Origin of the sequence: Stenotrophomonas maltophilia, assembly GCF_006974125.1 — a bacterium.
Classification (GTDB): domain Bacteria; phylum Pseudomonadota; class Gammaproteobacteria; order Xanthomonadales; family Xanthomonadaceae; genus Stenotrophomonas; species Stenotrophomonas maltophilia_O.
The window spans coordinates 1,777,148-1,801,273 of record NZ_CP037858.1; the positions used below are offsets into that span (position 1 = coordinate 1,777,148).

Sequence of the window (24,126 nt, forward strand, 5' to 3'; positions counted from 1 at the left end):
CTCACTCGAGTTCCGGTGCCTGGTTGATCAACGCCCAGAACTTGCCCAGGGTCTGCACCGCGCCGAAGAACTGGTCCACGTCCACCGGCTTGACCACATAGGCGTTCACGCCCATGTCCCAGCTGCGGGCCAGGTCGCTTTCCTCCCGCGAGGACGACAGGATCACCACCGGCAGGCGCTTGAGCTCTTCGTGCTCGCGGATCTGCCGCAGTACTTCCAGGCCATCCATGCGCGGCATCTTGATGTCCAGCAGCAGCACGGCCGGCAGGCCTTCCTCGCGGTTGGCGAAGGCACCACGGCGCAACAGGTAGTCCATCACTTCCACGCCATCCTCGACGTGCACGATGGGGTTGGCCAGACGCGCCTCTTCCAGGGCGTCGATCGCCATTTCGGCATCCGCCGGGCTGTCTTCGGCGAGAAGAATGGTGCGCAGAGTGGTCATGCAGAAGGCCCTTGTTTGTCCGCATCGATCGCGGGAGGCAGGTAGAAGTGGAAGGTGGCGCCAACGTCCGGCTCAGCCTCGGCCCAGATACGGCCGCCATGGCGGGTCAGCACGCGGCGCACGCTGGCCAGGCCGATGCCGGTCCCCGGGTAGTCACTGGCCTTGTGCAGGCGCTGGAACACACCGAACAGCTTGCCGGCGTAGGCCATGTCAAAGCCTGCACCATTGTCGCTGACCGTGAACTGATGACCGCCGTCAGGCTGTGGCTGGTAGTCCACGCGGATCTTCGCCGGCTCGCGGTTGCCCGAATACTTCACCGCATTGCCGAGCAGGTTCAGCCAGACCTGGCGGATCATGTTCTCGTCGCCGACCACGATCGGCAGCGGGGCGATGTTCCACTCCACCTGGTGCAGATGGCCGCTGTTCTCGGCCTCGGCCTGCAGGTTGGAATCGAGCATGGCGCGGGTATCAGCCACAAGTGACTGCATGTCCACCGCCTGCTGGCGCATCGCCACCCGGCCCAGCCGCGAGTAGACCAGCAGGTCGTCGATCAATGCCGCCATGCGCCGCGCTGAGCTGGAGATCACCTCCAGGTAGTGGCGGCTCTTGTCATCGGCGGCGTCGCCCAGATGGCGCGACAGCTTGTCGGAGAATCCGGCCACGTGGCGCAGCGGCGCGCGCAGATCATGCGAGACCGAATAGCTGAAGGCTTCCAGTTCCCTGTTGACCTCGGATACCTGCGCGACCTTGCCCTCCAACTGGCGGTTCAGCTCTTCCACGCGCATCTGCACGGCACGCTGCACCGTGACATCGCTGATGGTCAGAAGCACGACTTCGTCATCGGTATCCGGCAACGGCATGCGCCGCGCATTGAGCAGCATGTAACGCGCCATGCCATCGGCGGTGCGCTGTTCGTGCTCGAAATCCCACAGCTCGCGGCCACGCAGCAGCACGTCGGACAGGCGCTGGCGCACTACGGCGTCGTTCCAGGCGCCGTCGCCGACTGTTTCCAGCAGCAGGCCATCGGCACGTTCGTCCTGCAGCCCGTACAGCTCGGCGAAGGCCGGGTTGTGCAGCTGCACGCGCAGGTCGCGGTCGAGCAGCACGATGGGCTCGCGCACGGTCTGCAGCACCGAGGCCGCACGTGCGGCCGAACGCAGCGATTGTCGTTCGGCATGCAGGCGGCGGCCGATCTGTCGCTGCAGCAGCCACAGCACCAGGCCAAGCAGCGCCAGCTGCACCACCAGCGAACTCCACGACACCAGCTCGGTCTGCCTGCGCTGGCGCGCAGCCTGGTCGGCTCGCAATGTCAGCAGTTTCTGCTCGCTGGCCTGCAGTTCTTCCACCAGGCCACGGATCGGATAGCGCGTGCTCAGATCCTGCACCAGCTCGCGCTGATCACTGTTGGGCTCGGATTTCGCGAGCTCACGGGCAAGTGCCATGCGGCCTTCCAGCATCGACTCGATACGACCGATGCGGATCAGCTGGTCAGGATTGTCGCGGGTCATCCGGCCCAGTTCGGCCAGGCGTCCAGGGATGTCGTTGGCCTTGGCCATGCGCTCGCGCAGCCCCGGCGCATCCACACCCTTGGACAGCGTCAGCGCCGCCGACTCGACATCGCGTACGTCGGCCTGCAGCTGTTGCAGGGCCACACCCACGGCCTGGGTATGGTTGACCCAGGCCATCGCCTGTTCGTTGTCCTGCTGCAGTTTGCGCAGAGTCAACCACGGCACCACGATGATCGCGGCAGCGGCCAGCGCCAGGGCCGGCAACCGCCAACGGTCCCAGATGTCGTCACTGAAAACCAGCGCCATAGTTCCTCGTCAGCACGGCCGCGTAGCGTTGTCCGGGACGAGCCCGGCTGCGGCGGAACCGGCAATATAGCGCAGGCGGTCACAAGTCTGGGGTTTCAGACTGGTTGGCTGAACGGGTTACGGAAACCCCACTGCAGAGCCGAGCCCACGCTCGGCTGGTACCCAAAGTCAGCCGAGCATGCGCTCGGCTCTACACGGCAGCGGGCGCCCCATGCCGGGGCGCCCACCGGGTTCAGCGCTTGGCCGCAGCGCTGACCTTCAATGCGGCAGCATCGACGCGGGTCACGCCCTTGATGCCCTTGGCGGTGGTGACCGCCTTGTCCTTCTCGGCCTGGGTGGCCACGGCACCGCTCAGGCTGACCACGCCGTTCACGGTTTCCACCTTGATCTCGGTACCCGGAACGTTGCTGCTGGCGAGCAGGTCGGCCTTCACCTTGGTGGTGATCCAGGTATCGGTCACCGGCTCGTTGGAATCGTGGCGATCAGCATGGGTCGCCGGATGCGCACTCGTCGGCGGGCTCTTCGCAGCCGGATCCTTGGCGAATGCGGCCGAGGAGGACAGCGCCAGGCCCAGCGTGAGGGCGGAGGCAATCAGCGTGCGGGTCGTATTGCTCATCGTGTCGTACTCCTTCGGAATGTGCTGCCAGTCTGGACAGACCGACGTAGAGCAGGCGTGGCGTTGCGGTCATGCCGCTGTGAATCGGGGCATCTGCAACGACAACCGTTCAGCTTTGGCTCGTGACCCCGCGTCGTTTACCCTGCCCTTCCCACTGCCGGAGCTCTGTCATGCGCCCCGACCTGCAACTGGCCCTGATCGGCTACGGCCTCGCCGGCCGTGTCTTCCACGCACCGCTGATCCAGCACACACCCGGCCTGGCGCTGCACAGCATCGTCAGTTCGCAGCGCGACACGTTGCTGCGCGCGTTCAGCGACGTGCACGTGCGTGCCACGCCGCAGGAGGTGTTCGACGATCCGGCCGTGGATGCCGTAGTAATCGCCACGCCGAATGAACAGCATGCGCCGCTGGCAATCGCGGCACTGGCTGCGGGCAAGCATGTGCTGGTTGACAAGCCGTTCGCGCTGGACGTGGCCGAAGCGGAAACGGTATTGGCTGCGGCACGCGATGCCGGACGCATCGCCACCGTGTTCCAGAACCGGCGCTTCGATGCCGACTTCCTCACGCTGCAGGCGCTGCTTGCGGACGCGACGCTGGGTGACATTGCCGAGCGCCATGCGCACTTCGATCGCTACCGTCCACAGGTGCGCGACCGCTGGCGCGAACAGGACGGTCCCGGCAGTGGCCTGTGGTACGACCTGGGCCCGCACCTGCTGGACCAGATGCTGGTGCTGTTCGGCTGGCCCGAGGCGATCGATGCCGATCTGGCCGTGCAGCGCGACGGCGGCAGCGGCATCGACTACTTCCACGCCGTGCTGCACTACCCACGGCATCGCGCGATCGTGCATTCCGGCTCCCTGGTGGCAGCGCCCACACCGCACTTCAGCGTGCATGGCAGCAAGGCCAGCTGGATCAAACATGGCCTGGATGTGCAGGAAGCGCAGCTGCGCCGTGGTGCTGCACCCGGTGCGCCCGGCTGGGGCATCGACCCGCGGCATGGCGAGCTGGTGCGCTGTGATGCCGAGGACAACCTGCAGCGCAGCACCGTCGACAATCTGCCCGGTGACTACCGGCGGTTGTATGCGCAGTTCGCAGCGGCCATGCATGGCGACGGCGAAGCCACGGTCAGTCCCGTGCAGGCACTGCAGCTGATGCGGCTGCTGCAGGCAGGCATGGACAGTGCCCGCGAGGGGCGGCGAGTGCAGTTGGGTTGACCGGCAGGGCTGCGCCCTGCCCCCCCGGTAGTGCCGGCCGCTGGCCGGCAACAGCAAAAGCCGGCTATCCGCGAGATGGCGGAGTGGGTCCTGGTGGGTGTCGACCTTGGTCGACACGTAGATCCACGCCATGCGTGGATCTACGCCAATCGGTGCTTACGACTTCTTGATCGCGTGGCCACCGAACTCGTTGCGCATCGCCGACAGCAGGCGGTCGGTGAACGAATTCGATTCGCGCGAACGCAGGCGTTCCAGCAGCGACAGGGTGATCACCGGTGCCGGCACATCGAGCGCGATCGCTTCGGCCACGGTCCAGCGGCCTTCGCCGGAATCCTCCACGTACGGGGCGATGCCATCCAGCGACGGATTGCGCTTGAGCGCTTCGGTGCTCAGGTCCAGCAGCCACGAACGCACCACACTGCCGTGGCGCCAGACTTCGGCCACCTGGGCCAGGTCCAGTTCCATTTCCTGCTTGCGCTCCATCAGCGCGAAGCCTTCGGCGTAGGCCTGCATCATTCCGTACTCGATGCCGTTGTGGACCATCTTGGTGAAGTGGCCAGCGCCGGACGGGCCGACACGCCCCCAGCCACGGTCTTCGGCCGGTGCCAGCGTGCGCAGCAGCGGTGCGATCTGCTCCACCACCGACGCTTCGCCACCGACCATCAGGCTGTAGCCTTCCTGCAGGCCCCACACGCCACCACTGGTGCCGCAGTCGACGTAGCCCAGGTCATCCTCGGCCAGCGCCTTGGCGCGGCGGATCGAGTCCTGGTAGTTGGAGTTGCCGCCGTCGATGACGATGTCACCTTCGGCCAGGTGCGGGGTCAGCTGGCCCAGGGTCTGGTCGACGGTTTCGCCGGCCGGCACCATCAGCCACACCACGCGCGGCACCGGCAGCGCGGCAACTGCAGCGGCCAGCGAATCCACCACCTCCAGGCCGGCCTCGGCGGCGCGCTGGCGGGCACCTTCGCCCGGGTCGTAGCCGACCACGCGGTGGCCGCCGCGATGCAGGCGCTGGGCCATGTTGGCGCCCATGCGGCCGAGGCCGATCATTGCAATATCCATTGTTTCACCTTCAGTTGGGGTCTAGGGTCAGGCTGCCTGGCCTGCCGGTAGCCGCGCAGTGGCGCAGCTGCGCCTCGCGCCAACGCCGGTAGAGCGTGGTATGCAGATTGTGCACTGCCAGGTCGATCGAAAACGGGGTTCGCGGGTTGCGGTCGAGCAGGCGGGCGATGTGGTAGCCGATGGGACGTATACCGCGCGGGTGCACATAGATCACGAACTGCTGGTAGAACGGATCGTCCAGCAGCTGGTCCATGCGTGCCAGCGTGGCGTGGTAGCGCGGTTCCAGCCGCGCGCGCAGGTACGGGTCGCGTTCGAACAGCAGGCGCTCGAAGTAGCGCTGGCCAACACGCGGGATGTCCCGCGCAAGTTTCCACAGCTCGGCATTGCGCTGGTCATACCAGGCCAGGCCGCCGTGCAGCGCCAGGGCCTGCGCAGCGTCTCCGCCCACTGAAACCACGACGAAGTTCTCGGCCTGGTTGCTCAGATCATCCAGCGTGCTCTTGTCATACACGTGCTCGATGAAGCCGGGCGCGCCAACGAAGGCCTGGCGCCCCATCGCCGACGTGCGCACTGCCTTGCCATCGGCAAGGAAATCACCTGCATGCGCGCCGAGCAGGATGCTGTCGGTAACGTGCAACGCAAGGAAGGTGCCGATCGACAGTTCGCCTGCGGCAAATTCAGCATCGAATGCCGTGTCGCCATACAGTTCGCGCTGGGTGGCCAATTGAGCGACCTGACGACCGACTCCGCATTCGGCGCGCACATTGCCGCTGTAGAACGCCTGCAGCGCCTGGCTGTTGCCCGCAGTGGGCACGAAACCGCGGCCGAAGCTTCGCGTGCGCTGCCAGCCTTGCGCCTGTGCGCCGTGCAGGCCGAAGCCGATCCAACCGAGCTGCAGGCCAGAGAAACGGAATCTTGGGTTGCCCTGCAGTGCAGTAGCGGCACGTTGCGTGGCTGCACCCAGCTCGAAGGCGTAGGCGCAGACGGTTGCCGGATCGTCCAGCACCTGCTGCAGCAACGCCTTGCGCGCTGCAGCGGGCATGTCCGCTGGCCATTGCACGCGCAGATCGCCCGCCGCGTGCGCCCCGGCCAGCGACGCGCGCGTGCATACCGGGCCACCGTGCACCTGCGGTGCACCCATCGCACGCACTTCGAAGCGCCATCCCAACCGCTGCAGCAGGCCTTCCGTACAGTCCAGCGGCGCGGCAGTCACGCCCAGCGCGGGCAGCAGCAGGGCCACGCCCATCCATCTGCCGCGCACGATCAACCCTGGTCCGTGCTGGCCGGTGCCGGCTCCGGGGGTGTGGCCGCGGGCGGCACGTGCTTGCCTGCCTCCGCCGGAAGGTACTGCTGCAGGCGCTGGAAGAAGCGACGATAGAACTCGGCGTCGGTGACCGTGCTGCTGGCCACTTTCACCAGCGAGTCGTCATTGCTGCCGAACGGCAGCGATACAGATCCGAGCGCGCCGACACCGACACTGGCCGAGGTCGGACTCTTCTTCAACGCATAGCGATCCTGCACGGCACTGACGAACACCAGTGTCTGGTTCCCCCGCGGTGCGCAGGAAATACGCAGCACCAGCTGCTCGTGATCGTCTTCACGCGGCTGGAAATTCTTGCTGCCTTCCACCTGCGCCGCGTCGGAACGGGCGATGGCATAGCCCTGGCTGAGCAGGGTGCGCCGCGCAGCCTCGCACGCATCCCCCGGGCGACCATCGACGGTGCGCGAGAAGGTATCGCCGGAATCGAAGGATTCGCGCAGCAGGGTACTGTCGGCGGCACGGCCACCACAGGCCGACAGGATCAGGGCGCCGGAGAGCGCCACGGCAACGCTAGAAAGACGGGAGGCCCGCATGGGTACTCCTGCGAGGACGGTACCGGCAAGGGTAGTCCCGCAGTCGTGTGCGGCAGGTCGAAACCGGCATGACCGGGCCACCCCGTTGCTGCCGGTTCATGCACGTAAAAGGGGACGGAGGGGATTAAGTCGTTTGTGGCACTTCGCTCGCCGGGCATGGCCCGGCGCTACCGTGAACGAGGTCCCCAAACAGAAAGGGGCCGGCAATGCCGGCCCCTCCGTTTCACATGTCGCTACCGGCTCAGTCCGCCCAGCGACCGGCGCCGGTCGACTGCGGCAGCACCTGCGCCGACAGCGGGCGGTCATTGGCCAGCAGGTTCACCGCATCGGCCAGGATCGAGGCCGACTCGCGCAGCAGCGGGTCAGGACGCTTCTCGGCAGCCTTCTCGCGGGCGGCATCCTTGACGATGTCGCGCTCGTTGCCGGTCAGGCCGTCGTCGTTGCTGTCATCGGCCAGCGGGTCCAGGGCCAGGCCAAGTTCCTTGCGCATCGCCTGGCGCTCCTTGCGCTGGGTGTCCTGGCGCTCACGCTCGGCGCGGCGGGTGGCCTCGTTCAGCGAGATGTACTTCTTCGCGGCCTCGGTGCGGAACTGCTCCACGTCCTCGTTCCACCACTGGAATTCCTTGTCGGCGGCAATCCGCGCGTCATGGCGGGTTTCCAGCTTCGGCAGCAGCGGCGCGAAGTTGCCGTACTGGGTGTGCGGTACGGCGGCGATGCGGGTCCACGGCAGTGCGTTGTCGTAGGTGCTTTCACCGAATTCGGTGGCATCGACGCTGGCCGGGAAGGCCAGGTCCGGCACCACACCCTTGTGCTGGGTGCTGCTGCCGCTGATGCGGAAGAACTGGGCGATGGTCAGCTTGACCTGGCCGAAGCGCTGGGTCTCGCCACTCGGCCAACGGTCAAGGTCGACGATGTTCTGCACGGTGCCCTTGCCGAAGCTGGTCTCACCGATCACCAGGCCACGACCGTAGTCCTGGATGGCACCGGCGAAGATTTCCGAAGCCGAAGCCGAACCGCGGTTGATCAGCACCGCCAGCGGGCCATCCCATGCCACGCCCTGGTTGCGGTCGCTGTTGACGGTGACGCGGCCACCGGACTCGCGCACCTGCACCACCGGGCCCTGCTCGATGAACAGGCCGGTCAATTCAATGGCTTCATCCAGCGAACCACCGCCGTTGTTGCGCAGATCCAGCACCACGCCGTCCAGCTTGTCGTTCTTGAAGCCAGCCAGCAGCTTGGCCACGTCGCGGGTGGCCGAAGCGTAGTCGGCCGCATTGCGGCGACGGCCTTCGAAGTCCTGGTAGAAAGTCGGCAGCTTGATCACGCCGACCTTGCGCGCCGGCTCACCATTGGCGGCCGGAATGGTCATGGTCTCGCCCTTGGCGGCCTGCTCGGCCAGGCGCACCTTCTGGCGGGTCAGCACCAGGGTGTGGTGCTTGCCGTCGGCACCTTCGGCAGCCGGAATGAATTCCAGCTTGACCTGGGTGTCCTTGGCGCCACGGATCTTGGCCACGACATCGTCGATACGCCAGCCGATCACATCCTCGACCAGGCCGGACTTGCCCTGGCCGACGCCGACGATACGGTCACCCGGCTTCAGCGTGCCGTCCACTGCGGCCGGACCACCGGCGATGATCTCGCGGATCACCACCACGTCGTCCTGGCGCTGCAGCTGCGCGCCGATGCCTTCCAGCGACAGCGACATCGCCTGGTTGAAGTTCTCGGCAGTGCGCGGGGTGAAGTAGTCCGTGTGCGGATCGACGGCACTGGTGTACGAATTCATGAAGAACTGGAAGACGTCTTCGCCCTTCAGCTCGTTGACCGACTTCTCCAGCGTTGCATAGCGCTTGTCCAGCGTCTTGCGGATGTCGTCCGGCTTCTTGCCGGCCAGCTTCAGGCGCAGCCAGTCGTTCTTCACCGACTTGCGCCACAGCTCATCCAGTTCGGCGCTGCTGGCCGCCCACGGCACCTTCTTGCGGTCGTACTCGAAGCGCTCGTCGGTGGTGAAATCCGGCTCCTGCTTGAGCAGCTTGCGCGCATAGGCCACGCGCTCGCCGACGCGCTGCTTGTAGACGGCGAACACCTGGAACGCCGGCTCCAGCTCGCCGCCACGGATGGCCGAGGAGATGTTGGCCTCGAACGGTGCGAAGCGCGCCACGTCAGCCTGGGTGAAGTACTGCTTGCCGCCGTCCAGCGTTTCCAGATAGCGCTTGAACACATCCTTGGAGGTGGCCTCGTCCAGCGCGCGCGGGCGGTAGGCGTAGCGGCTGTCGGACAGCAGGCCGTAGACCAGCTTGGAGGTGGTCACCTGGTCGGCGGTGGCCGCCGCGGGCAATGCGGGCGAGTCGGCCTTGGCCGCCAACGCCAACGGCGCGACCAGCGCCAGGGCCATCAGGAATGCGGGGGCTTTGAATTTCATTGACGTGCTCGAAGGCGCCTTGCCAAGGGGGAGACTGCGGGGTGTTAAGACACCACGACAGTGCCGAAAGTTGCCGGGATTGTCACCCGGCCGCGCTCGGTGGAAAACCAGCCTAGCCGGGCCGGTGTAGCAAATTGTGAATGCAGGCGAAGGCGTGCGGACCAACGGTCCGCACCCACCATGCTGGTGGTGGCACCCATTGGCAGCGCCGGGCCGTGGCCCGGCGGCAACCGCTTACCGGACGCCGGCGCCCTTGGCCTGCACGTCGGCGTGGTACGACGAGCGCACCATCGGGCCGGAGGCCACGTGGCTGAAGCCCAGCTCGTAGCCGTAGTCTTCCAGCGCCTTGTAGTCCTCGGGGGTCCAGTACTTCAGCACCGGGTGGTGGTGCGCGGTCGGCTGCAGGTACTGGCCGATGGTGATCATGTCCACGTCGTGCGCGCGCAGGTCGCGCATGGTGGCCTTGATCTGTTCGAACTCTTCGCCCAGGCCCAGCATGATGCCGCTCTTGGTCGGCACGTCCGGGTGCTGTGCCTTGAAGTTCTTCAGCAGGTTCAGCGACCACTGGTAGTCCGCACCCGGGCGCACGTTGCGATACAGGTCCGGCACGGTCTCGATGTTGTGGTTGAACACATCCGGCGGGTTCTGGGCCAGGATCTCCAGCGCGCGCTCCATGCGGCCCTTGCCACGGAAGTCCGGGGTCAGCACCTCGATGCGGGTGCCCGGCGATTTCTCGCGGATGGCAGTGATGCAGTCGACGAAGTGCTGGGCACCACCGTCGCGCAGGTCATCGCGGTCGACGCTGGTCACCACCACGTACTTAAGGCCCATGTCGGCCACGGTCTGGCCGAGGCTGGCCGGCTCGTTGGCATCCGGGGGCTTCGGGCGGCCGTGGGCCACGTCGCAGAACGAGCAGCGGCGGGTGCAGACCTCGCCCAGGATCATGAAGGTGGCGGTGCCGTGGCCGAAGCACTCGTGGATGTTCGGGCAGCTGGCTTCCTCGCACACGGTCACCAGGCGGTTTTCGCGCAGCTTGGCCTTCAGGTTCTGCACGGCATTGCCCGAAGGAATGCGCACGCGGATCCAGGACGGCTTGCGCAGCACCGGCGCGTCGGCGAACTGCACCGGCGAGCGGTTGATCTTGTCACCGCCCAGCTGCTTGACCCCGGCCTGCAACGGCGCGGCGGACGGAGAGTCGCCCTGCACGATCTGCAGGGGAATGGAACGGGCGGTGGTTTCAGTCATGGCAGTTCCGGGGGGGCGGTCAGGCGGCCGCAGAAAGATCAGGCAGTTCGGGCGTGGGCTGCAGCAGCAGGCCGAACTGGCGGGCCAGGTGGTCCAGCAGCACCGGCTTGACGGCCTCCATCCCGGAGGGCCCGCCCAAGTCTACTACCGAGGTCACCTGCAACCCCTGATAGCCACAGGGGTTGATACGGTGGAAAGGTTCCAGGTCCATGGCCACGTTGAAGGCCAGGCCATGGAAGGTACAGCCGCGGCGCACGCGGATGCCGAGCGCGGCGATCTTGGCGCCACCGACGTAGACGCCCGGGGCGCCCTCGCGGCGTTCGGCGCCGATGTTCCACTCGGCCAGGGTATCGATGATGGCCTGCTCGATGCGGCACACGTAGTCGCGCACACCGATGCCCAGCCGTGGCAGGCGCAGCAGCGGATAGACCACCAGCTGGCCGGGGCCGTGATAGGTCACCTGGCCGCCACGGTCCACATGCAGCACCGGGATATCGCCCGGCGCCAGCACATGCTCGTCCTTGCCGGCCTGGCCCAGGGTGAACACCGGGTCGTGCTCGACCACCCACAGTTCGTCGGCATCGGTGTCGCTGCGCTGGTCGGTGAAGCGCTGCATGGCGCGCCACACCGGCTCGTACGCCTGGCGGCCGAGGTCACGGACCACCGCCGGACGCGGGGCACGGTCTTCCGGGGCGGCGTCGGCCGGGCAGCTGTCGGCTACAGCGTCCACTTCACTTCCGGGTGGTCGCGCAGCGCCTGATGCGCCAGGTCGTACTGTTCGCGGCTCTCGGCCTTGAACACGATGCGGACGGACACGTACTTGCCGTTGGAGGAATGCTTCCAGCTGATGCGTTCATTGACGACATCGATGCCGGCAGCCAGCAGCAGGCGGGGGAGCTCATGTTCCAGGCCGCGGTTGGCCGGGCCCATGGCGCTGAGCTCGAACTGGCCGGGGAACTGGAAGCCGTGGTCGGGGTTGTCGGACTTGATTTCCATGGACCCATTATCGGGCCGCAGGCCAACAAACCCAAGAGTATTCATCAACGTCAAACAGTGCACCGGTGAGTCGCTGCGTTGCAGCTGAACGACCGTTCAGCATTGGCCGTTACCCCATGGGGCGCCGCAGGACAGTGCAGGATTGTCTTCACGAGACAATGTCGTTTTCGGAACAGACAAGTGATTCGAACGCGCTCGTTCCATCACGTTCGCGCGAGTACCGTGTCGCAGCATATAACGACAGACAGAAAAAACTTCTCCCATGAGCCCCCCCTCCCAACGCCGCCTTGCAGCCCTCGGGCTGTCCGGCCTGCTGGCTGCTGCCCTCCCCCTCGCCGTCCAGGCGGCCGAACAATGTGGCCCGGACGCGATGCGCGACCACCCGCCGCAGGTCAATTTCCGCGTCGACAATGACCTGTTCGGCGGCCGCCACCAGGACCAGGGCTACACCAATGGTGCACTGTTGACCCTGGTCTCGCCCAATCTGGTCGATTACACCGACGACCCCTGCCTGCCACGCATGGCGCGCTGGGTGAACCAGTACCTGGAAGGGCTGCATCCGGGCAAGTTCGAACAGCAGAACATGATCTTCAGCATCGGCCAGGGCATCTTCACCCCGACCGATTTCAGCCGCAGGGACCTGATCGAGGACGACCGTCCTTACGCCGGCGTACTGATCGCAAACTTCGGTTTCAATGCGCGCAGCGGCGACCGCCTGCAGACCACCCAGCTGACGCTGGGCGTGGTTGGCCCGTGGGCACAGGGCAAGCAGGTGCAGAATGCCGTGCACGAAGTGCTGGGCGACGAGAAATTCAAGGGCTGGGACAACCAGCTGCACAACGAGCCCCTGTTCATGCTGACCCATGAGCGCATGCGCCGCTGGCCGGGCGATGCCAGCGTCAATGCCGATGGCTGGGGTTGGGACGCGATCAGCCACTACGGTGGATCGATCGGCAACCTGGAAACCAAGGCCAACCTCGGCGGTGAAGTGCGCTTCGGCTGGAAGCTGCCGGACGACTTCGGCAGCACGCCGTTGCGCCCGGCCGGCGAAAACACTGCGCCGACCCGCGGCGGCCGTCCCAATGGCTGGTCCTGGCACCTGTTCGCGACCTCGGACGCTGCCTGGGTGATCCGCGACATCACGCTGGATGGCAACACGTTCCGCAACAGCCACAGCGTGGACAAGCGCCATGTGGTGGCCTACGGCGGCTACGGCGTGGCCGTGATGTACGGACGCTGGAAGTTCGCCGCGGCGCGTTACCACAGCACGCGCGAGTTCAACGGCCAGCGCGAAGCACCCGTGTTCGGCAGCTTCACCATCAGCCGATCGCTGTAAGCGAGGGGCTGAGGGTGAAACGGGTAGGTGCCGGCCGCTGGCCGGCTGTTGGCACATCCGGATGGGTTCATGAGGAGCCGGCCAGCGGCCGGCACCACCCACATCCGGCCGGGAATCATGCGGAGCCGGCATCCCGAAACGGAAAAGGCCGGCATTTGCCGGCCTTTTCGTTCACCACGCCGGGGCGTGGATCATTCCGATTCCCACCACATCCAGAAGCTGTCCCACAGGCGCTTGAAGAAGCCGGCCTGTTCAACGGCAGCCACCGCCACCAGTGGTGCCTCGGCGATGACCTTGCCATCCAGGGTGACCTTCACGGTGCCGATCTGCTGGCCAGCGGTGAACGGTGCTTCCAGGGTCTTGGGCACATCGATGCTCGGCTTCAGGTCGTTGTAGCGGCCGCGCGGCACGCTCACCAGCATCGGCTGGGCCACGCCCAGCTGCACCTTGTCGGTGGTGCCCTTCCAGACCTTGTGCTCGGCCACGGCCTTGCCCGGCTCGTACAGGCGGTGGGTTTCGAAGAAGCGGAAACCCCAGTTCAGCAGGGCCAGGCTGTCATCGGCACGCTGCTTTTCCGACTGGCCGCCCAGCACCACGGCCACCAGACGCTGGTCACCACGCTGGGCCGAGCTCATCAGGCAGTAACCGGCTTCCGAGGTGTGACCGGTCTTGATGCCGTCCACGCTGCCATCGCGCCACAGCAGCAGGTTGCGGTTCGGCTGCTTGATGTTGCCGACCTGGAATTCCTTGATCTTGTTGTACGCGTAGGTTTCCGGGTAATCGCGCACCATCGCGCGGCCCAGCAGTGCCAGATCGTAGGCGCTGCTGTGGTGACCCGGAGCGGTCAGGCCATGGGCGTTGACGAAGTGCGAATTCTTCATGCCGATCTTGGCGGCATAGCTGTTCATCAGCGAAGCAAAGGCTTCCTCGCTGCCAGCCACGTGTTCGGCCAGGGCGATCGCGGCGTCATTGCCGGACTGGATCGCCATGCCCTTTTCCATGTCTTCCAGGCGCGCGGTCTGGTTGACCGGGAAGCCGCTGTAGCTGCCATCGGTACCCGCGCCACCTTCGCGCCAGGCGCGCTCGCTCATCATCACCTGGTCATCCGCACGGACCTTGCCGTTCTTGACCTCAGCGGCGATCACGTAGGACGTCATCACCTTGGTGATGCTGGCCGGAGCCAGCTGTTCGTTGATGTTTTCGCCGGCCAGCACCTGGCCGGTGGCGTAATCCATCAGCACCCAGGCCTTGGACACGCTCGGCGCCGGGGCCGGCGGAGTGGCGACGGTGGCCGGGGCGGCAGCGGCGGCGGCGGGCGCCGGCGTGGCCGGAGTCGGCAGCGGCGTCTGGGCGGAAGCCAGGCCCACCACCAGGGTGGCGGCCAGGGCGGTGGCGGCGGAACGGAAATTCATTGGACAGCAGGCTCCAGGGGACGGCCGGGAATGGAGGGTGGAACGTAACGGCCATTGTAAGGCCGGGGGAGCATGGGCCGGCAGCACCGGCCCGGGCGGATCAATCCTTGACGATCTGCGGCGAACCCAGGCCAAGACCGGCGATGCGACCGACAAGTTCCGCAGCACTGGCATGGTCGCTGGCAGGAACGCGCAGGCGGAACAGGGTACGGCCACCGGCGGCGATGTCACTGATGGTCGCGCCGACGATGCCGGCGGCACTGAGCTGGCCCATCGCGCGGTTGGCGTTGTCGCGGTTGGAGAAGCTGGCGACCTGCACCATCACCGCGCCCACCACCTGCTGCGACAGGCTGGGTGCGGCCGGCGTGGTCGATGCGCTGCGCACCGGTGCCGGCGCCACCGCGCGCGGAGTGGTGCTGGCCAAGACAACCGGAGCGGGCACCGTGCTGCGCGCCGGCGGCGCGCTCGGTGGCAGGCTGCTGACCGCCACGTCCGGCAGCGTGCTGGCCACGCCCTGGGTGGTGGCCGGCTGGCCACGCGCAGGCATGCTGTCGCCCGGCAGGCGCTTGACCAGGCGATCGATGTCGCTGTCGGCGGTGGCGCGTGCGGCTGGCGTCGGGCGCGCACTGGCCACGGCTGCTGCGGCTGCTGCTTCGGCGGCACGGCGCTCGCGGCGCGACGGCTTCTGCGCCAGCAGGTTGCCCTCACCCGGCTGCAGCGCGCGTACTTCCACGTTGCCGGTGCCACGCTGGGTGATGCCCAGGCGCACAGCGGCGGCATAGCTGAGATCGACCACGCGGCCATCATGGAAGGGACCGCGATCGTTGACGCGCACGATCACCGACTCGCCGTTGTCGAGGTTGGTCACGCGGGCGAAGCTGGGCAGCGGCAGCGTCTTGTGCGCAGCGGTGAACTGATACATGTCGTAGACCTCGCGGTTGGAGGTCAGGCGGCCATGGAACTTGGCGCCGTAGTACGACGCGGTGCCGCGCTCGACATAGTTGCGGGTGTCGTCAAGCACTTTGTACGACTTGCCCAGCACCACGTACGGCGTCTTGTTGCCGATCGCCGAGCGTTCTTCGGCGGTCACTTCCGGTTCGGGGATGCAGGCCACGTTCGGAATGTAGTCTGGCGTGCTGTCACGCACGCCCGGCTTGTACAGGCCACCGGCGGTGTAGTTGCCGCGGGTACTCAGGTCTTCCTTGGCCGCCGCGTAGGGCGAGCCTTCCGGACAGTGTGCCGGCCGCGAGCCGCGCCCCTGCACCAGGGTGCCGCCCGACTTGCCACCATGGCCGGCCGTGGCCGGCTTCTTCGGCGCGCTGCTGCAGGCAGCCAGCGCGAGGACGATCAAGCCTGGGACCAGCCATCTGATGTTCATGCCGGGGGCAGCTCCTGTCCGGCGATGGCCTGGGACAACTGGAACACGGCCATCGCGTACATCTTCGAGAGGTTGTAGCGGGTGATCGCGTAGTAGTTCTGGAAGCCCAGCCAGTACTGCTTGCCGGTGCTGCCTTCAAGCGTGATCGGCGTAGCCGTGGCGCCCGGCTGCACTGCAGCGCTGGGCTGGTAGCCGCGCTGCGCCAGGTCGGCCAGCGACCAGGTCGGCATCCATTCGGTCGGATTGAATTCCTCGCGCCCCGGCGCCAGCGTGGCCGGCACCGCCACCTGTCCGCCGCGCACCCAGCCGCCCTTCTTCACGAAGTAGTTGGCGATGGACGAGAACACATCGTCGTAGCTGGTGAACAGGTCGCGACGGCCATCGCCGTTGCCGTCCACCGCGTAATCAAGATAGCTGGACGGCATGAACTGGCCCATGCCCATCGCACCGGCATAACTGCCCTTGAGCGTGGTGATGTCCAGGTTTTCTTCGCGGCCCAGCTCGAACAGCTTGGCCAGTTCGTCGCGGAAGAACAGCTCGCGGCGCACTTCGCGTTCCAGCTTGGCCGGGTCGCCGCTGCGCGGGTAGTAGAACGCCAGCGTGTACAGCGCATCGAGCACGCGATGGCTGCCGGCATTCTTTCCGTAGCTGGTTTCCACGCCAATGATCGCCACGATCACTTCGGCCGGCACGCCGGTGCGCTGCTGCACGCGATCCAGTTCGGCGCGATGCTGGGCCAGGAACGCGCGGCCGCCATCGATGCGGGCCTTGCTGATGAACATCGGCCGGTATTCGTTCCACGGCTTGACCCGTTCGGCCGGGCGCGACATCGCGGCGATGATCGGCTGGCGCACCTGCGCCTGGTCGAGCACGCTGCTGATCTGCTCCGGCTTCAGGCCATAGCGCTTGGCGGTATCGGCAATGAAGCGGGCCCGCGCGACCTCGAACGGCACCGGTGTGAGATCGACCGGCGGTGCGGTGGCAGCGGCGGCTTCGGGCGCGGCCTCGGCCGGGCCATGGGCCTTGGCGGCGGGCTGGCGCGGCGTACTGCTGGCCTGGGGCGAAGACGGTGGGGACTTCGGCTGGGTCGCGCAGGCGACCAGGCCGAGGGTGAGCATGCAGGCCAGAGTGCGTCGAATCATCGTCGCAGGTTAGCAGGTCATGGATGAATTAAAACCCCTAACACCATGAATCACAACGATTTGCCCGCGTTCAGCGGGAAATGTGAAGACGTCGTGATCGCACTTCCCCATTCAGATAGAGGTTGCCGGTTGCGTCCCCATCCCCGCAGACGCAACCGGCGACCGGATCCGGTCGGTACCCGCGCGGCTGCCGCTCCCCAGTGGCAGTGCTCCGCGCTCCCTGTACCCGTTGGATCAGTACTGCTTCCCGCCCGACGCCCCCTCGCGCTGCAACGATTGACGGCGCGCCGTGCCGAACGGGCCGCCATTGTGCAGGCCGATTACGACAAGTCCATTGATCAGGATCAACGCAGCGTAAAAGTGTGAACCGGATTACATTTTTTATGGACTTCGGTCAGTGGCAATGCAACTGCGGGCTGCTGTGAGAACGCTTTCACAAGGGACGTTGCGCAGAGTCAGGATATTTCCAGCCAACGGCGCAGCCCCTCGTGGGTGGGGTCGGTCGCTGAAAGCAAAAGCTGCGAGTGGGTCGGTCGGGTCGGGTACGCGGGGGACGCCGTGAATCCGTCCCTGGAGGCTTGGCAGCCGCATCCATGCGGCCGACACCCCCGCGTACCCAACCCGACCGCCCTCTGACAGATTTCGGTGGCCTGCCACCCACGGAGAAGAAAAGAAGATCAAAAGCGGGTCGCGCGCTGCGCTTGCTCGTGAGCAGAGCACGGCTTGGCTCTACACAAGGCAATGAAGCGATCCGCCAGGCCGCTTTTGCTTTTGATCTTCTTTTTTCTTTTTCGTGGGTGGACGAACACGGAATCTGTCAGCGGCCGGGTGGGTGGGCAGTGCGGGGTGTCCGCCGCATGGATGCGGCGGCCAAGCCCCCATGGATGGGTTCACGGCGTCCCCGCACTGCCCACCCACCCGGCCAGCCCCCAGCAATCCGGCTTTCAGCGACCGACCCCACCCACGAGGGGCTGCGCCGTTGGCTGGAAACCTATCCCCCGTGCACGGGCCGGTGCCCTCGTACCGCCATCACCAGTCCGATGCCGGCCAACAGCGAGACCGCCGAGGTCCCGCCATAACTGATCAAGGGCATCGGAATGCCCACCACCGGCAGCAGGCCGGAAATCATTCCGCCATTGACCAGCACGTAGACGCAGAACGCCAACCCCAGACTGCCGGCCAGCAACCGCGCGTGCGTGTCCCGCGCATGCACCGCGATCCACAGGCAGCGCCCGACCACGAACAGGTACAGCGCGAACACGCTGGCCACGCCGATCCAGCCGAACTCCTCAGCCAGCACTGAAAACGCGAAGTCCGTGGTGTACTCGGGCAGGAAATCCAGCGTGGCCTGCGTCCCCTGCCCCCAGCCACGCCCGTCCCAGCCACCGGAGCCGATCGCGATGCGCGACTGCAGGATGTTCCAACCGGTGCCGAGCGGATCCGCCGCCGGGTCGAGGAAGGTCAGCACGCGATCCTTCTGGTACTGCCGCAACAGGCCGAGCCAGGCCAGCGGCGCGGCCACTGCCAGGCCCGTCGCGCCGGTCGCCACCCAGCCCCAGTGCAGCCCGGCCAACAGCAGCGCGAACACGCCGCTGGCGGTGACCAGCGTGGCGGTACCGAGGTTGGGCTGCATCAGGATCAGCACCGCCGGTACGCCGATCAGCACGGCGGCGGTCAGTACGGTGCGCGGCGACGGTGGCAGCGGTTGCCGATGCAGGTACCAGGCCATCATCAGCGGCAGGCTGAGCTTGAGCAGCTCGGACGGCTGCAGGTAGAACACGCCGAGATTGAGCCAGCGCTGCCCGTACTTGCCGGTGCCGATCACGTACACCGCCATCAGCGGCAGCATCGACAGCGCGTAGATCGCAGGGGTCCACGCGCGCAGTCGCAGCAGCGAAACGCGCGACAGCAGCCACATCGCCACCAGGCCACAGGCAAAACGCGCCGCCTGCCCGGCCACCGGGCCGGACACGCTGTGCAGCACCGCCAGGCCCGCGCCCATCAGGATCAACAACGCGACGAGCAACGGCAGGTCGATCGTGCGCACCGCCTCACGGCAGCGGCCAAGCATTCGTTTCCATTCCACGCGCGCCACGGTAGCAACGGGCGCTTGCGTGAAGCTGTCAGGGTGCTTCTGCTCTCCGTAGCCGAGCTGTGGGGTCAGATCCTTTTTCCTGTGGGAAAAGGGATCTGACCCCACAGCCGGACTCACCCGTAGCCGCCGTGCACCGGGTTGTGACTGCGCACCGCCATCACCAGGCCGAAGCCGGCCAGCAGCGATACGGCCGAAGTGCCGCCGTAGCTGATCAGCGGCATGGGCACGCCCACCACCGGCAGCAGGCCGGAAATCATCCCGCCGTTCACCAGCACGTAGACGAAGAACGCCAGGCCGGTGGCGCCGGCCAGCAGGCGCGAGTACGAATCACGCGACTGGCTGGCGATCCACAGGCAACGCCCGATCACCACCAGGTACAGCGCCAGCACGGTGGCCACGCCGATCCAGCCGAATTCCTCGCTCAGCACCGAGAACGCGAAGTCGGTGGTCTGCTCGGGAATGAAGTTCAGGTGGGACTGCGAGCCCTCGCCCCAGCCCTTGCCATCGAAGCCGCCGGAACCGATCGCGATCTTCGACTGGATGATGTTCCAGCCGGCCCCCAGCGCATCCATCTCCGGGTCCAGGAACATCATGATGCGGTCCTTCTGGTACGGCCGCAGCAGCCAGAACCAGGCCACCGGCGCAACCGCGGCCACGCCGCCCACGCCCAGGCCGACCCACCACCACGGCAGGCCCGCCAGCAGCAGCACGAACACGCCGCTGGCGGCGATCAGCACGCCGGTACCGAAGTCCGGCTGCAGCATCACCAGGCCGGTCGGCACGCCGATGATGATCAAGGCCACCAGCACGGTGTTGAAGCGCGGCGGCAGCGGCATCTTGTGCAGGTACCAGGCCACCATCATCGGCAGGCTGACCTTCAACAACTCGGCCGGCTGCAGGTAGAAGAACTTCAGGTCCAGCCACTGCCGGCCATACTTGCCGGTGCCGAGCACGAACACCGCCAGCAGCGGGATCATCGAGATCGCATAGATCATCGGCGTGGCCGAGCGGATGCGCAGGATGGGCACGCGCGAGATGCCCCACAGTGCGGCCATGCCCACCGCGAAACGCGCGCCCTGGGCCATCACCAGGCCATCGCCACCGGCACTCTTCAAGGTGGCCAGGCCAATCACCATCAACGCGCCCAAAGCCAGGCACAACACCCAGTCCAGCGTGCTGAAGAAGCGGCGCAGCATGTCGCCGGCCCAACGCAGGAACACTCTCATCGTGCGGGCTCCGCGGTGGTCGGACGCGGCATGGCCGGCAACGCGGCCGCAGCCGGCGTCCCCGGCTGTGGTGCGGGTGCAGGTGCCGGTTCCGGTGCGGGCACGCCGACCAGCACCGGGTGTTCGCCCAACTGTGCCGCAGCAAGATCACCGGCCTGGCGTGCGCCCACATCTTCATTGTCGAATGCGGTCGCACCGATCGCGGTGGTACCGCGCTCGCTGTCCAGCGGCTGCATGCCTTCAGGCATCTTGCCCAGCAGATAGGCGTCGAACACCTTGCGTGCGATCGGCGCGGCCGCCGCACCGCCGTAGCCGCCGCCCTCCACCGCGATCGCCAGCGCGATCACCGGCTGGTCGACCGGCGCGAAACCGACGAACAGCGCGCGGTGGCGCAGGTGCATCGGCAGGCTCTTCGGATTCACCGCAGCGGTGCCCTTGCGGCTGATGACCTGCGCGGTACCGGTCTTGCCGGCCATCGTGTACGGCGCGCCGGCCGCCATGCGTGCCGCACTGCCGCCAGGCAACATGGTGGCCATCATGCCTTCGCGCACCGCCTGCAGGTTGTTCGGGTTCGGACTGACCGGTTTGCTCTCACCCGGGTCGGTCGCCATCCAGTCATGGTCGAACCCCGCGCGCTGCTGGATCACCAGATGGGGCGTGCGCAGCTGCCCGTTGGCCAGCCCACTGACACCCCGTGCCAGCTGCAGCGGGGTGACCTTCCAGTCACCCTGGCCGATGCTGATGTTGACCGTATCGCCCGGGTACCAGGCTTCCTTGCGGCTCTTCCGCTTGTACGCCGGCGACGGCAGGATGCCGCCGATCTCGCCGGTCAGGTCGATACCGGTCGGCTGACCAAAGCCGTAGTACTCCATGTAGTGGTCGAAGCGCTCGATGCCCAGGTCCAGCGCCAGCTTGTAGTAGTAGGTGTTGACCGACTGCGCGATGGATTTGCGCAGGTCGGTCCAGCCATGGCCGCCGCGGTGCGAGTCACCCCACCCACGCGAGGTGCCGGGCAGGTAGAACATGCCGGTGGACAACACCTTGTCTTCCGGGCGGCGCACGCCGGAATCCAGGCCGGCCAGGCCGATCAGCGGCTTCAACGTGGAACCGGGCGCGACGCCACCGAGTACCAGGCGGTTGAACTGCGGCCGCGACGGGTTCTCGTTCAGCGCCTTGAAGTCGGCATGGGAAATGCCGTTGACGAACAGGTTGGGGTCGTAGGACGGCAGGCTGACCATCGCCAGCACTTCGCCAGTGCGCGGGTCCATCGCCACCGCCGAGCCTTCCTGGTCACCGAAGGCTGCCACCATGGCGCGCTGCAGGTCGGCGTCGATCGACAGCCGCAGGTCGGCACCGGACTGCGCGGCGACGCGGCCGATGGTGCGGATCGCACGGCCCTGCACGTTGGTCTCGACCTGTTCGTAGCCGACCTTGCCGCGCAGCTGTTGCTCGTAATAGCGCTCCAGGCCGGACTTGCCGATGTGGGTCAGCGCGGCATTGCCCTCGCCCAGGATTTCCAGATCCTTGTCATCGACGCGGCCGACATAGCCGATGATGTGCGCGAACAGGTCGCCGTACGGATAACGCCGGGTCAGGTAAGGCTCCAGCTCGACGCCGGGGAAGCGCCAACGGTCGACGGCGAAGCGCGCCATCTCCTCGTCGCTCATGCGCAGCTTCAGCGTGACCGGCAGGAACTTGCGGCGCGCCTTGCGCGACTTGTTGAACGCTTCCAGCTCTTCCGGGCTGATGCTGATGATCTTCGCCAGCCCTTCCAGGGTGGCGTCCATGTCCTTGACCTTGTCCGGGGTCACATCCAGGCGGAAGGCTGGCACGTTCTCGGCCAGCAGGCGACCGTTGCGGTCGTAGATCATGCCGCGCCCGGGCACCACCGGCCGCGGCTTGATACGGTTGGCTTCCGAACGCGTGGCGTAGACGTCGTGGTCCAGCACCTGCAGCTTGAAGTACCAGCCGCCCAGGCCCAGCAGGCAGACCAGCACGCCCAGGAAACCCAGCGCCGCACGGCGGCGGAACTGTTCGGCTTCGGCGTGCGGATTCTTGACCTGGCGGCGCGGGATCATGGCTCAGCGCCCGCGCTTGCCGAAGCGCACCGCGTCCAGCAGCACGAACACCAGCGGCCACAGGCCCATGCCCAGCAGCGGCGCCCACCAGTACGACCACGGCAGGGTGGGTTCACCCACCAGGATGTGCACCAGCGCGCTGACGATGCGATCGTTGAACAGCAGGCCGCCGATGGCCAGCATCTGCTGTGACATCGGGAAGAAGCGGATGCGCGCACGGAAGCGTTGCAGGATGAAGGCCAGCATCACCAGCCGCAGCGCCTGTTCGCCGAGCACGCCGCCGTACAGCAGGTCGGCGACCACGCCGCTGGCGAAAGCGATGCCCAGGCCGACGCGCTCGGGTGCTTCGATGACCCAGTACGCCAGTACCAGCGCCAGCCAATACGGTCGCAGCGGCTGCAGCAGCGTCGGCAACGGCAGCAGGCCCAGCAGCAGGGCCACCACCAGGCTGGCCGGCAATACCCACGGGTTGTCGCGCAGGCGGCTCATCGCTGGGCCTCCGGCGTGGTCGGTTGCCGGCCAGCGGCCGGCACTACCGTGGGGCTGGCCGGAGTAGAGCCCCCTTGTTGTTCAAGGGGGCGCGCCGACGGCGCGGGGTTAAGGGAGGATGCGGGGGCAACAGTCCTCGTCGGCGACGAGGGCTGTTGCCGGCCAGCGGCCGGCACTACCGTAGCCGACCCAGCATCGGGTGGAGAGCCCCCCTCTTGTTGAGGGGGGCGCGCTGAAGGCGCGGGGGTAAGGGAGGATGCGCGGGCCGGTTGCGCCGAAGGTGCAGTCGGCTGAGGGGGGCGCGCCAACGGCGCGGGGGTAAGGGAGGGTGCGCGGGCCGGTTGCGCCGAAGGTGCAGTCGGCTGAGGGGGGCGCGCCAACGGCGCGGGGGTAAGGGAGGGTGCGCGGGCCGGTTGCGCCGAAGGTGCAGTCGGCTGCAATTCGCTGGCCGCAGGCAAGCGAATTGCTGCACCCGGGCGCAGCAGCAGCACGTCGCGACCACGGTCCAGCTGGGCCGCCGGCTTCAGTTCGCCGACCAGGAAGGCGTGGGTATCGTCCGGGCGCAGGCCGGTGATGCTGCCGACCGGGAAGCCGGCCGGGAAGCGACCACCGAGGCCGGAGGTGACGATCTCATCGCCCACTTCCACGCCGGCGCTGAGCGGGATGTCGCGCAGTTCCAGCTTGTCGCCGCGACCGTAGACGATCAGCCGCACGCCGTTGCGGGCCACAGTCACCGGCACGGCATGGTCGGGGTCGGTCAGCAGCAGCACGGTGGAGGTACCGCCAGTGACGCTGATCACCTGGCCCATCAGGCCGCCGGCATCGATCACCGCCTGGCCGACATGCACGCCTTCGCGGCTGCCGGCGTCGAGCACCAGGCGCTGCTTCACCGGATCCAGGTCGATGTCCAGGATCGGCGCCAGCTGCACGTCCAGGCCACTGCGCTCGGCCACGTTCAGCAGTTCGCGCAGCTGAGCGTTGTCCAGCGCGGCGGTCTGCAGGCGGGTCAGGCGCGCGTTGGCCAGCAGCAGCTGGTTGCGCAGTTCACGGTTCTCGTTGACCAGCTGGCCGTGGCTGGCCGCCGAGTCCTTGACCTGGTTGCCGAGCTTGCCCGGCAGGCCCGCCAGTGCCCATACCGGCTGCACCAGGCTGTTGGCCTGCCCGCGCAGCTGCGCGAGCCAGCCGGCCTGGTCGTCAAGCACGATCAGGGTGATGGCCAGTGCGAGATAAGCCAGCAGACGCAGCGGGCTGGCAGCATCACCGGATCGGGAAGCAACGGGAGGTCCGGCGTAGGGCGGCACGGCAACG

Annotated in this window: 20 protein-coding genes; 2 read left to right on the plus strand and 18 right to left on the minus strand. The window is 66.9% G+C overall.

From position 1 onward, the window contains the following. Position 1: 1 nt before the first annotated feature. From EZ304_RS08050 to EZ304_RS08060, 3 genes are all read right to left on the minus strand, one after another. Positions 2-442, minus strand: coding sequence for a response regulator (locus tag EZ304_RS08050; protein WP_005411057.1), 441 nt, complete (start codon positions 440-442; stop codon positions 2-4). Further along, on the minus strand, positions 439-2,256 hold the full coding sequence (locus EZ304_RS08055) for a sensor histidine kinase (protein ID WP_099551102.1): 1,818 nt from the start codon (positions 2,254-2,256) through the stop codon (positions 439-441). Before EZ304_RS08055 ends, EZ304_RS08050 begins: the two co-directional genes overlap by 4 nt. Before the next feature lie 232 nt (positions 2,257-2,488). After that, entirely contained in the window at positions 2,489-2,872 is a 384-nt protein-coding gene (locus tag EZ304_RS08060) for a BON domain-containing protein (RefSeq protein WP_049429380.1), read from the minus strand. Between the two features lie 170 nt (positions 2,873-3,042). Here EZ304_RS08060 and EZ304_RS08065 point away from each other — a divergent pair, with 170 nt between their 5' ends. Then, positions 3,043-4,086 (plus strand): oxidoreductase, encoded by a 1,044-nt coding sequence (locus EZ304_RS08065; RefSeq protein WP_142806757.1) that lies wholly within the window; start codon positions 3,043-3,045, stop codon positions 4,084-4,086. A 156-nt stretch (positions 4,087-4,242) separates the two neighbouring features. On the opposite strand, the gene gnd is transcribed toward EZ304_RS08065, so the two are convergent. From gnd to EZ304_RS08100, 7 genes are all read right to left on the minus strand, one after another. Next, positions 4,243-5,148 carry a phosphogluconate dehydrogenase (NAD(+)-dependent, decarboxylating) gene (gene gnd / locus EZ304_RS08070; RefSeq protein WP_014648435.1) on the minus strand — a complete coding sequence of 302 codons (906 nt, stop codon included), beginning with the start codon at positions 5,146-5,148 and terminating at the stop codon, positions 4,243-4,245. A gap of 10 nt (positions 5,149-5,158) precedes the next feature. Beyond that, positions 5,159-6,394: a hypothetical protein gene (locus tag EZ304_RS08075; RefSeq protein ID WP_142808080.1), complete on the minus strand. Its 1,236-nt coding sequence runs from the start codon at positions 6,392-6,394 to the stop codon at positions 5,159-5,161. A gap of 17 nt (positions 6,395-6,411) precedes the next feature. Beyond that, positions 6,412-7,002, minus strand: coding sequence for a DUF2242 domain-containing protein (locus EZ304_RS08080; protein WP_099551099.1), 591 nt, complete (start codon positions 7,000-7,002; stop codon positions 6,412-6,414). 241 nt (positions 7,003-7,243) lie between these two features. Next, positions 7,244-9,421, minus strand: coding sequence for a carboxy terminal-processing peptidase (locus tag EZ304_RS08085; protein WP_126929464.1), 2,178 nt, complete (start codon positions 9,419-9,421; stop codon positions 7,244-7,246). Positions 9,422-9,655: 234 nt separating this feature from the next. Then, positions 9,656-10,666 carry a lipoyl synthase gene (gene lipA, locus EZ304_RS08090; RefSeq protein ID WP_099551097.1) on the minus strand — a complete coding sequence of 337 codons (1,011 nt, stop codon included), beginning with the start codon at positions 10,664-10,666 and terminating at the stop codon, positions 9,656-9,658. Positions 10,667-10,685: 19 nt separating this feature from the next. Beyond that, positions 10,686-11,396 carry a lipoyl(octanoyl) transferase LipB gene (gene lipB / locus EZ304_RS08095; protein WP_142806758.1) on the minus strand — a complete coding sequence of 237 codons (711 nt, stop codon included), beginning with the start codon at positions 11,394-11,396 and terminating at the stop codon, positions 10,686-10,688. Next, on the minus strand, positions 11,384-11,662 hold the full coding sequence (locus EZ304_RS08100) for a YbeD family protein (protein ID WP_005411067.1): 279 nt from the start codon (positions 11,660-11,662) through the stop codon (positions 11,384-11,386). The genes lipB and EZ304_RS08100 overlap by 13 nt, the downstream gene beginning before the upstream one ends. A 262-nt stretch (positions 11,663-11,924) precedes the next feature. Between EZ304_RS08100 and EZ304_RS08105 the strand changes: the two genes are divergently transcribed. Further along, positions 11,925-12,998 carry a lipid A deacylase LpxR family protein gene (locus tag EZ304_RS08105; protein WP_099551095.1) on the plus strand — a complete coding sequence of 358 codons (1,074 nt, stop codon included), beginning with the start codon at positions 11,925-11,927 and terminating at the stop codon, positions 12,996-12,998. 191 nt (positions 12,999-13,189) lie between these two features. Here the strand turns inward: EZ304_RS08105 and EZ304_RS08110 are convergent, their stop codons facing one another. The 8 genes from EZ304_RS08110 to mreC form a co-directional block, all read right to left on the minus strand. Further along, positions 13,190-14,410, minus strand: coding sequence for a D-alanyl-D-alanine carboxypeptidase family protein (locus EZ304_RS08110; RefSeq protein ID WP_099551094.1), 1,221 nt, complete (start codon positions 14,408-14,410; stop codon positions 13,190-13,192). A 100-nt stretch (positions 14,411-14,510) separates the two neighbouring features. Beyond that, the gene (locus tag EZ304_RS08115; RefSeq protein ID WP_142806759.1) at positions 14,511-15,788 is read right to left on the minus strand and encodes a septal ring lytic transglycosylase RlpA family protein; all 1,278 of its coding nucleotides are present in this window, start codon (positions 15,786-15,788) and stop codon (positions 14,511-14,513) included. After that, positions 15,785-16,930 (minus strand): lytic murein transglycosylase B, encoded by a 1,146-nt coding sequence (mltB, locus tag EZ304_RS08120; protein ID WP_099551092.1) that lies wholly within the window; start codon positions 16,928-16,930, stop codon positions 15,785-15,787. Before mltB ends, EZ304_RS08115 begins: the two co-directional genes overlap by 4 nt. Positions 16,931-17,921: 991 nt before the next feature. Then, positions 17,922-19,001, minus strand: a complete 1,080-nt coding sequence (gene rodA / locus EZ304_RS08125; protein ID WP_185959222.1) for a rod shape-determining protein RodA — start codon at positions 18,999-19,001, stop codon at positions 17,922-17,924. 137 nt (positions 19,002-19,138) lie between these two features. Then, positions 19,139-20,251 (minus strand): rod shape-determining protein RodA, encoded by a 1,113-nt coding sequence (gene rodA, locus EZ304_RS08130; protein WP_099551168.1) that lies wholly within the window; start codon positions 20,249-20,251, stop codon positions 19,139-19,141. Next, a complete protein-coding gene (gene mrdA / locus EZ304_RS08135) occupies positions 20,248-22,329 on the minus strand; it encodes a penicillin-binding protein 2 (protein WP_142806760.1) in 2,082 nt (693 codons plus the stop codon). Before mrdA ends, rodA (EZ304_RS08130) begins: the two co-directional genes overlap by 4 nt. 3 nt (positions 22,330-22,332) lie before the next feature. After that, entirely contained in the window at positions 22,333-22,818 is a 486-nt protein-coding gene (gene mreD / locus EZ304_RS08140; RefSeq protein ID WP_142806761.1) for a rod shape-determining protein MreD, read from the minus strand. Then, positions 22,815-24,119 carry a rod shape-determining protein MreC gene (gene mreC, locus EZ304_RS08145; protein ID WP_142806762.1) on the minus strand — a complete coding sequence of 435 codons (1,305 nt, stop codon included), beginning with the start codon at positions 24,117-24,119 and terminating at the stop codon, positions 22,815-22,817. The genes mreD and mreC overlap by 4 nt, the downstream gene beginning before the upstream one ends. Between the last annotated feature and the right edge of the window lie 7 nt (positions 24,120-24,126).

Excerpts from the sequence above, each read along its gene's own strand:
- EZ304_RS08060 (WP_049429380.1), bottom strand. The coding sequence starts at position 2,872 with ATGAGCAATACGACCCGCACGCTGATTGCCTCCGCCCTCACGCTGGGC.
- EZ304_RS08085 (WP_126929464.1), bottom strand. The coding sequence starts at position 9,421 with ATGAAATTCAAAGCCCCCGCATTCCTGATGGCCCTGGCGCTGGTCGCG.
- EZ304_RS08100 (WP_005411067.1), bottom strand. The coding sequence starts at position 11,662 with ATGGAAATCAAGTCCGACAACCCCGACCACGGCTTCCAGTTCCCCGGC.
- mreD (WP_142806761.1), bottom strand. The coding sequence starts at position 22,818 with ATGAGCCGCCTGCGCGACAACCCGTGGGTATTGCCGGCCAGCCTGGTG.
- EZ304_RS08080 (WP_099551099.1), bottom strand. The coding sequence starts at position 7,002 with ATGCGGGCCTCCCGTCTTTCTAGCGTTGCCGTGGCGCTCTCCGGCGCC.
- EZ304_RS08075 (WP_142808080.1), bottom strand. The coding sequence starts at position 6,394 with ATGGGCGTGGCCCTGCTGCTGCCCGCGCTGGGCGTGACTGCCGCGCCG.
- EZ304_RS08110 (WP_099551094.1), bottom strand. The coding sequence starts at position 14,410 with ATGAATTTCCGTTCCGCCGCCACCGCCCTGGCCGCCACCCTGGTGGTG.
- rodA (WP_185959222.1), bottom strand. The coding sequence starts at position 19,001 with ATGCTTGGCCGCTGCCGTGAGGCGGTGCGCACGATCGACCTGCCGTTG.
- gnd (WP_014648435.1), bottom strand. The coding sequence starts at position 5,148 with ATGGATATTGCAATGATCGGCCTCGGCCGCATGGGCGCCAACATGGCC.
- mltB (WP_099551092.1), bottom strand. The coding sequence starts at position 16,930 with ATGATTCGACGCACTCTGGCCTGCATGCTCACCCTCGGCCTGGTCGCC.
- EZ304_RS08065 (WP_142806757.1), top strand. The coding sequence starts at position 3,043 with ATGCGCCCCGACCTGCAACTGGCCCTGATCGGCTACGGCCTCGCCGGC.
- EZ304_RS08055 (WP_099551102.1), bottom strand. The coding sequence starts at position 2,256 with ATGGCGCTGGTTTTCAGTGACGACATCTGGGACCGTTGGCGGTTGCCG.
- rodA (WP_099551168.1), bottom strand. The coding sequence starts at position 20,251 with ATGAGAGTGTTCCTGCGTTGGGCCGGCGACATGCTGCGCCGCTTCTTC.
- EZ304_RS08115 (WP_142806759.1), bottom strand. The coding sequence starts at position 15,788 with ATGAACATCAGATGGCTGGTCCCAGGCTTGATCGTCCTCGCGCTGGCT.
- mrdA (WP_142806760.1), bottom strand. The coding sequence starts at position 22,329 with ATGATCCCGCGCCGCCAGGTCAAGAATCCGCACGCCGAAGCCGAACAG.
- EZ304_RS08050 (WP_005411057.1), bottom strand. The coding sequence starts at position 442 with ATGACCACTCTGCGCACCATTCTTCTCGCCGAAGACAGCCCGGCGGAT.
- EZ304_RS08105 (WP_099551095.1), top strand. The coding sequence starts at position 11,925 with ATGAGCCCCCCCTCCCAACGCCGCCTTGCAGCCCTCGGGCTGTCCGGC.
- lipA (WP_099551097.1), bottom strand. The coding sequence starts at position 10,666 with ATGACTGAAACCACCGCCCGTTCCATTCCCCTGCAGATCGTGCAGGGC.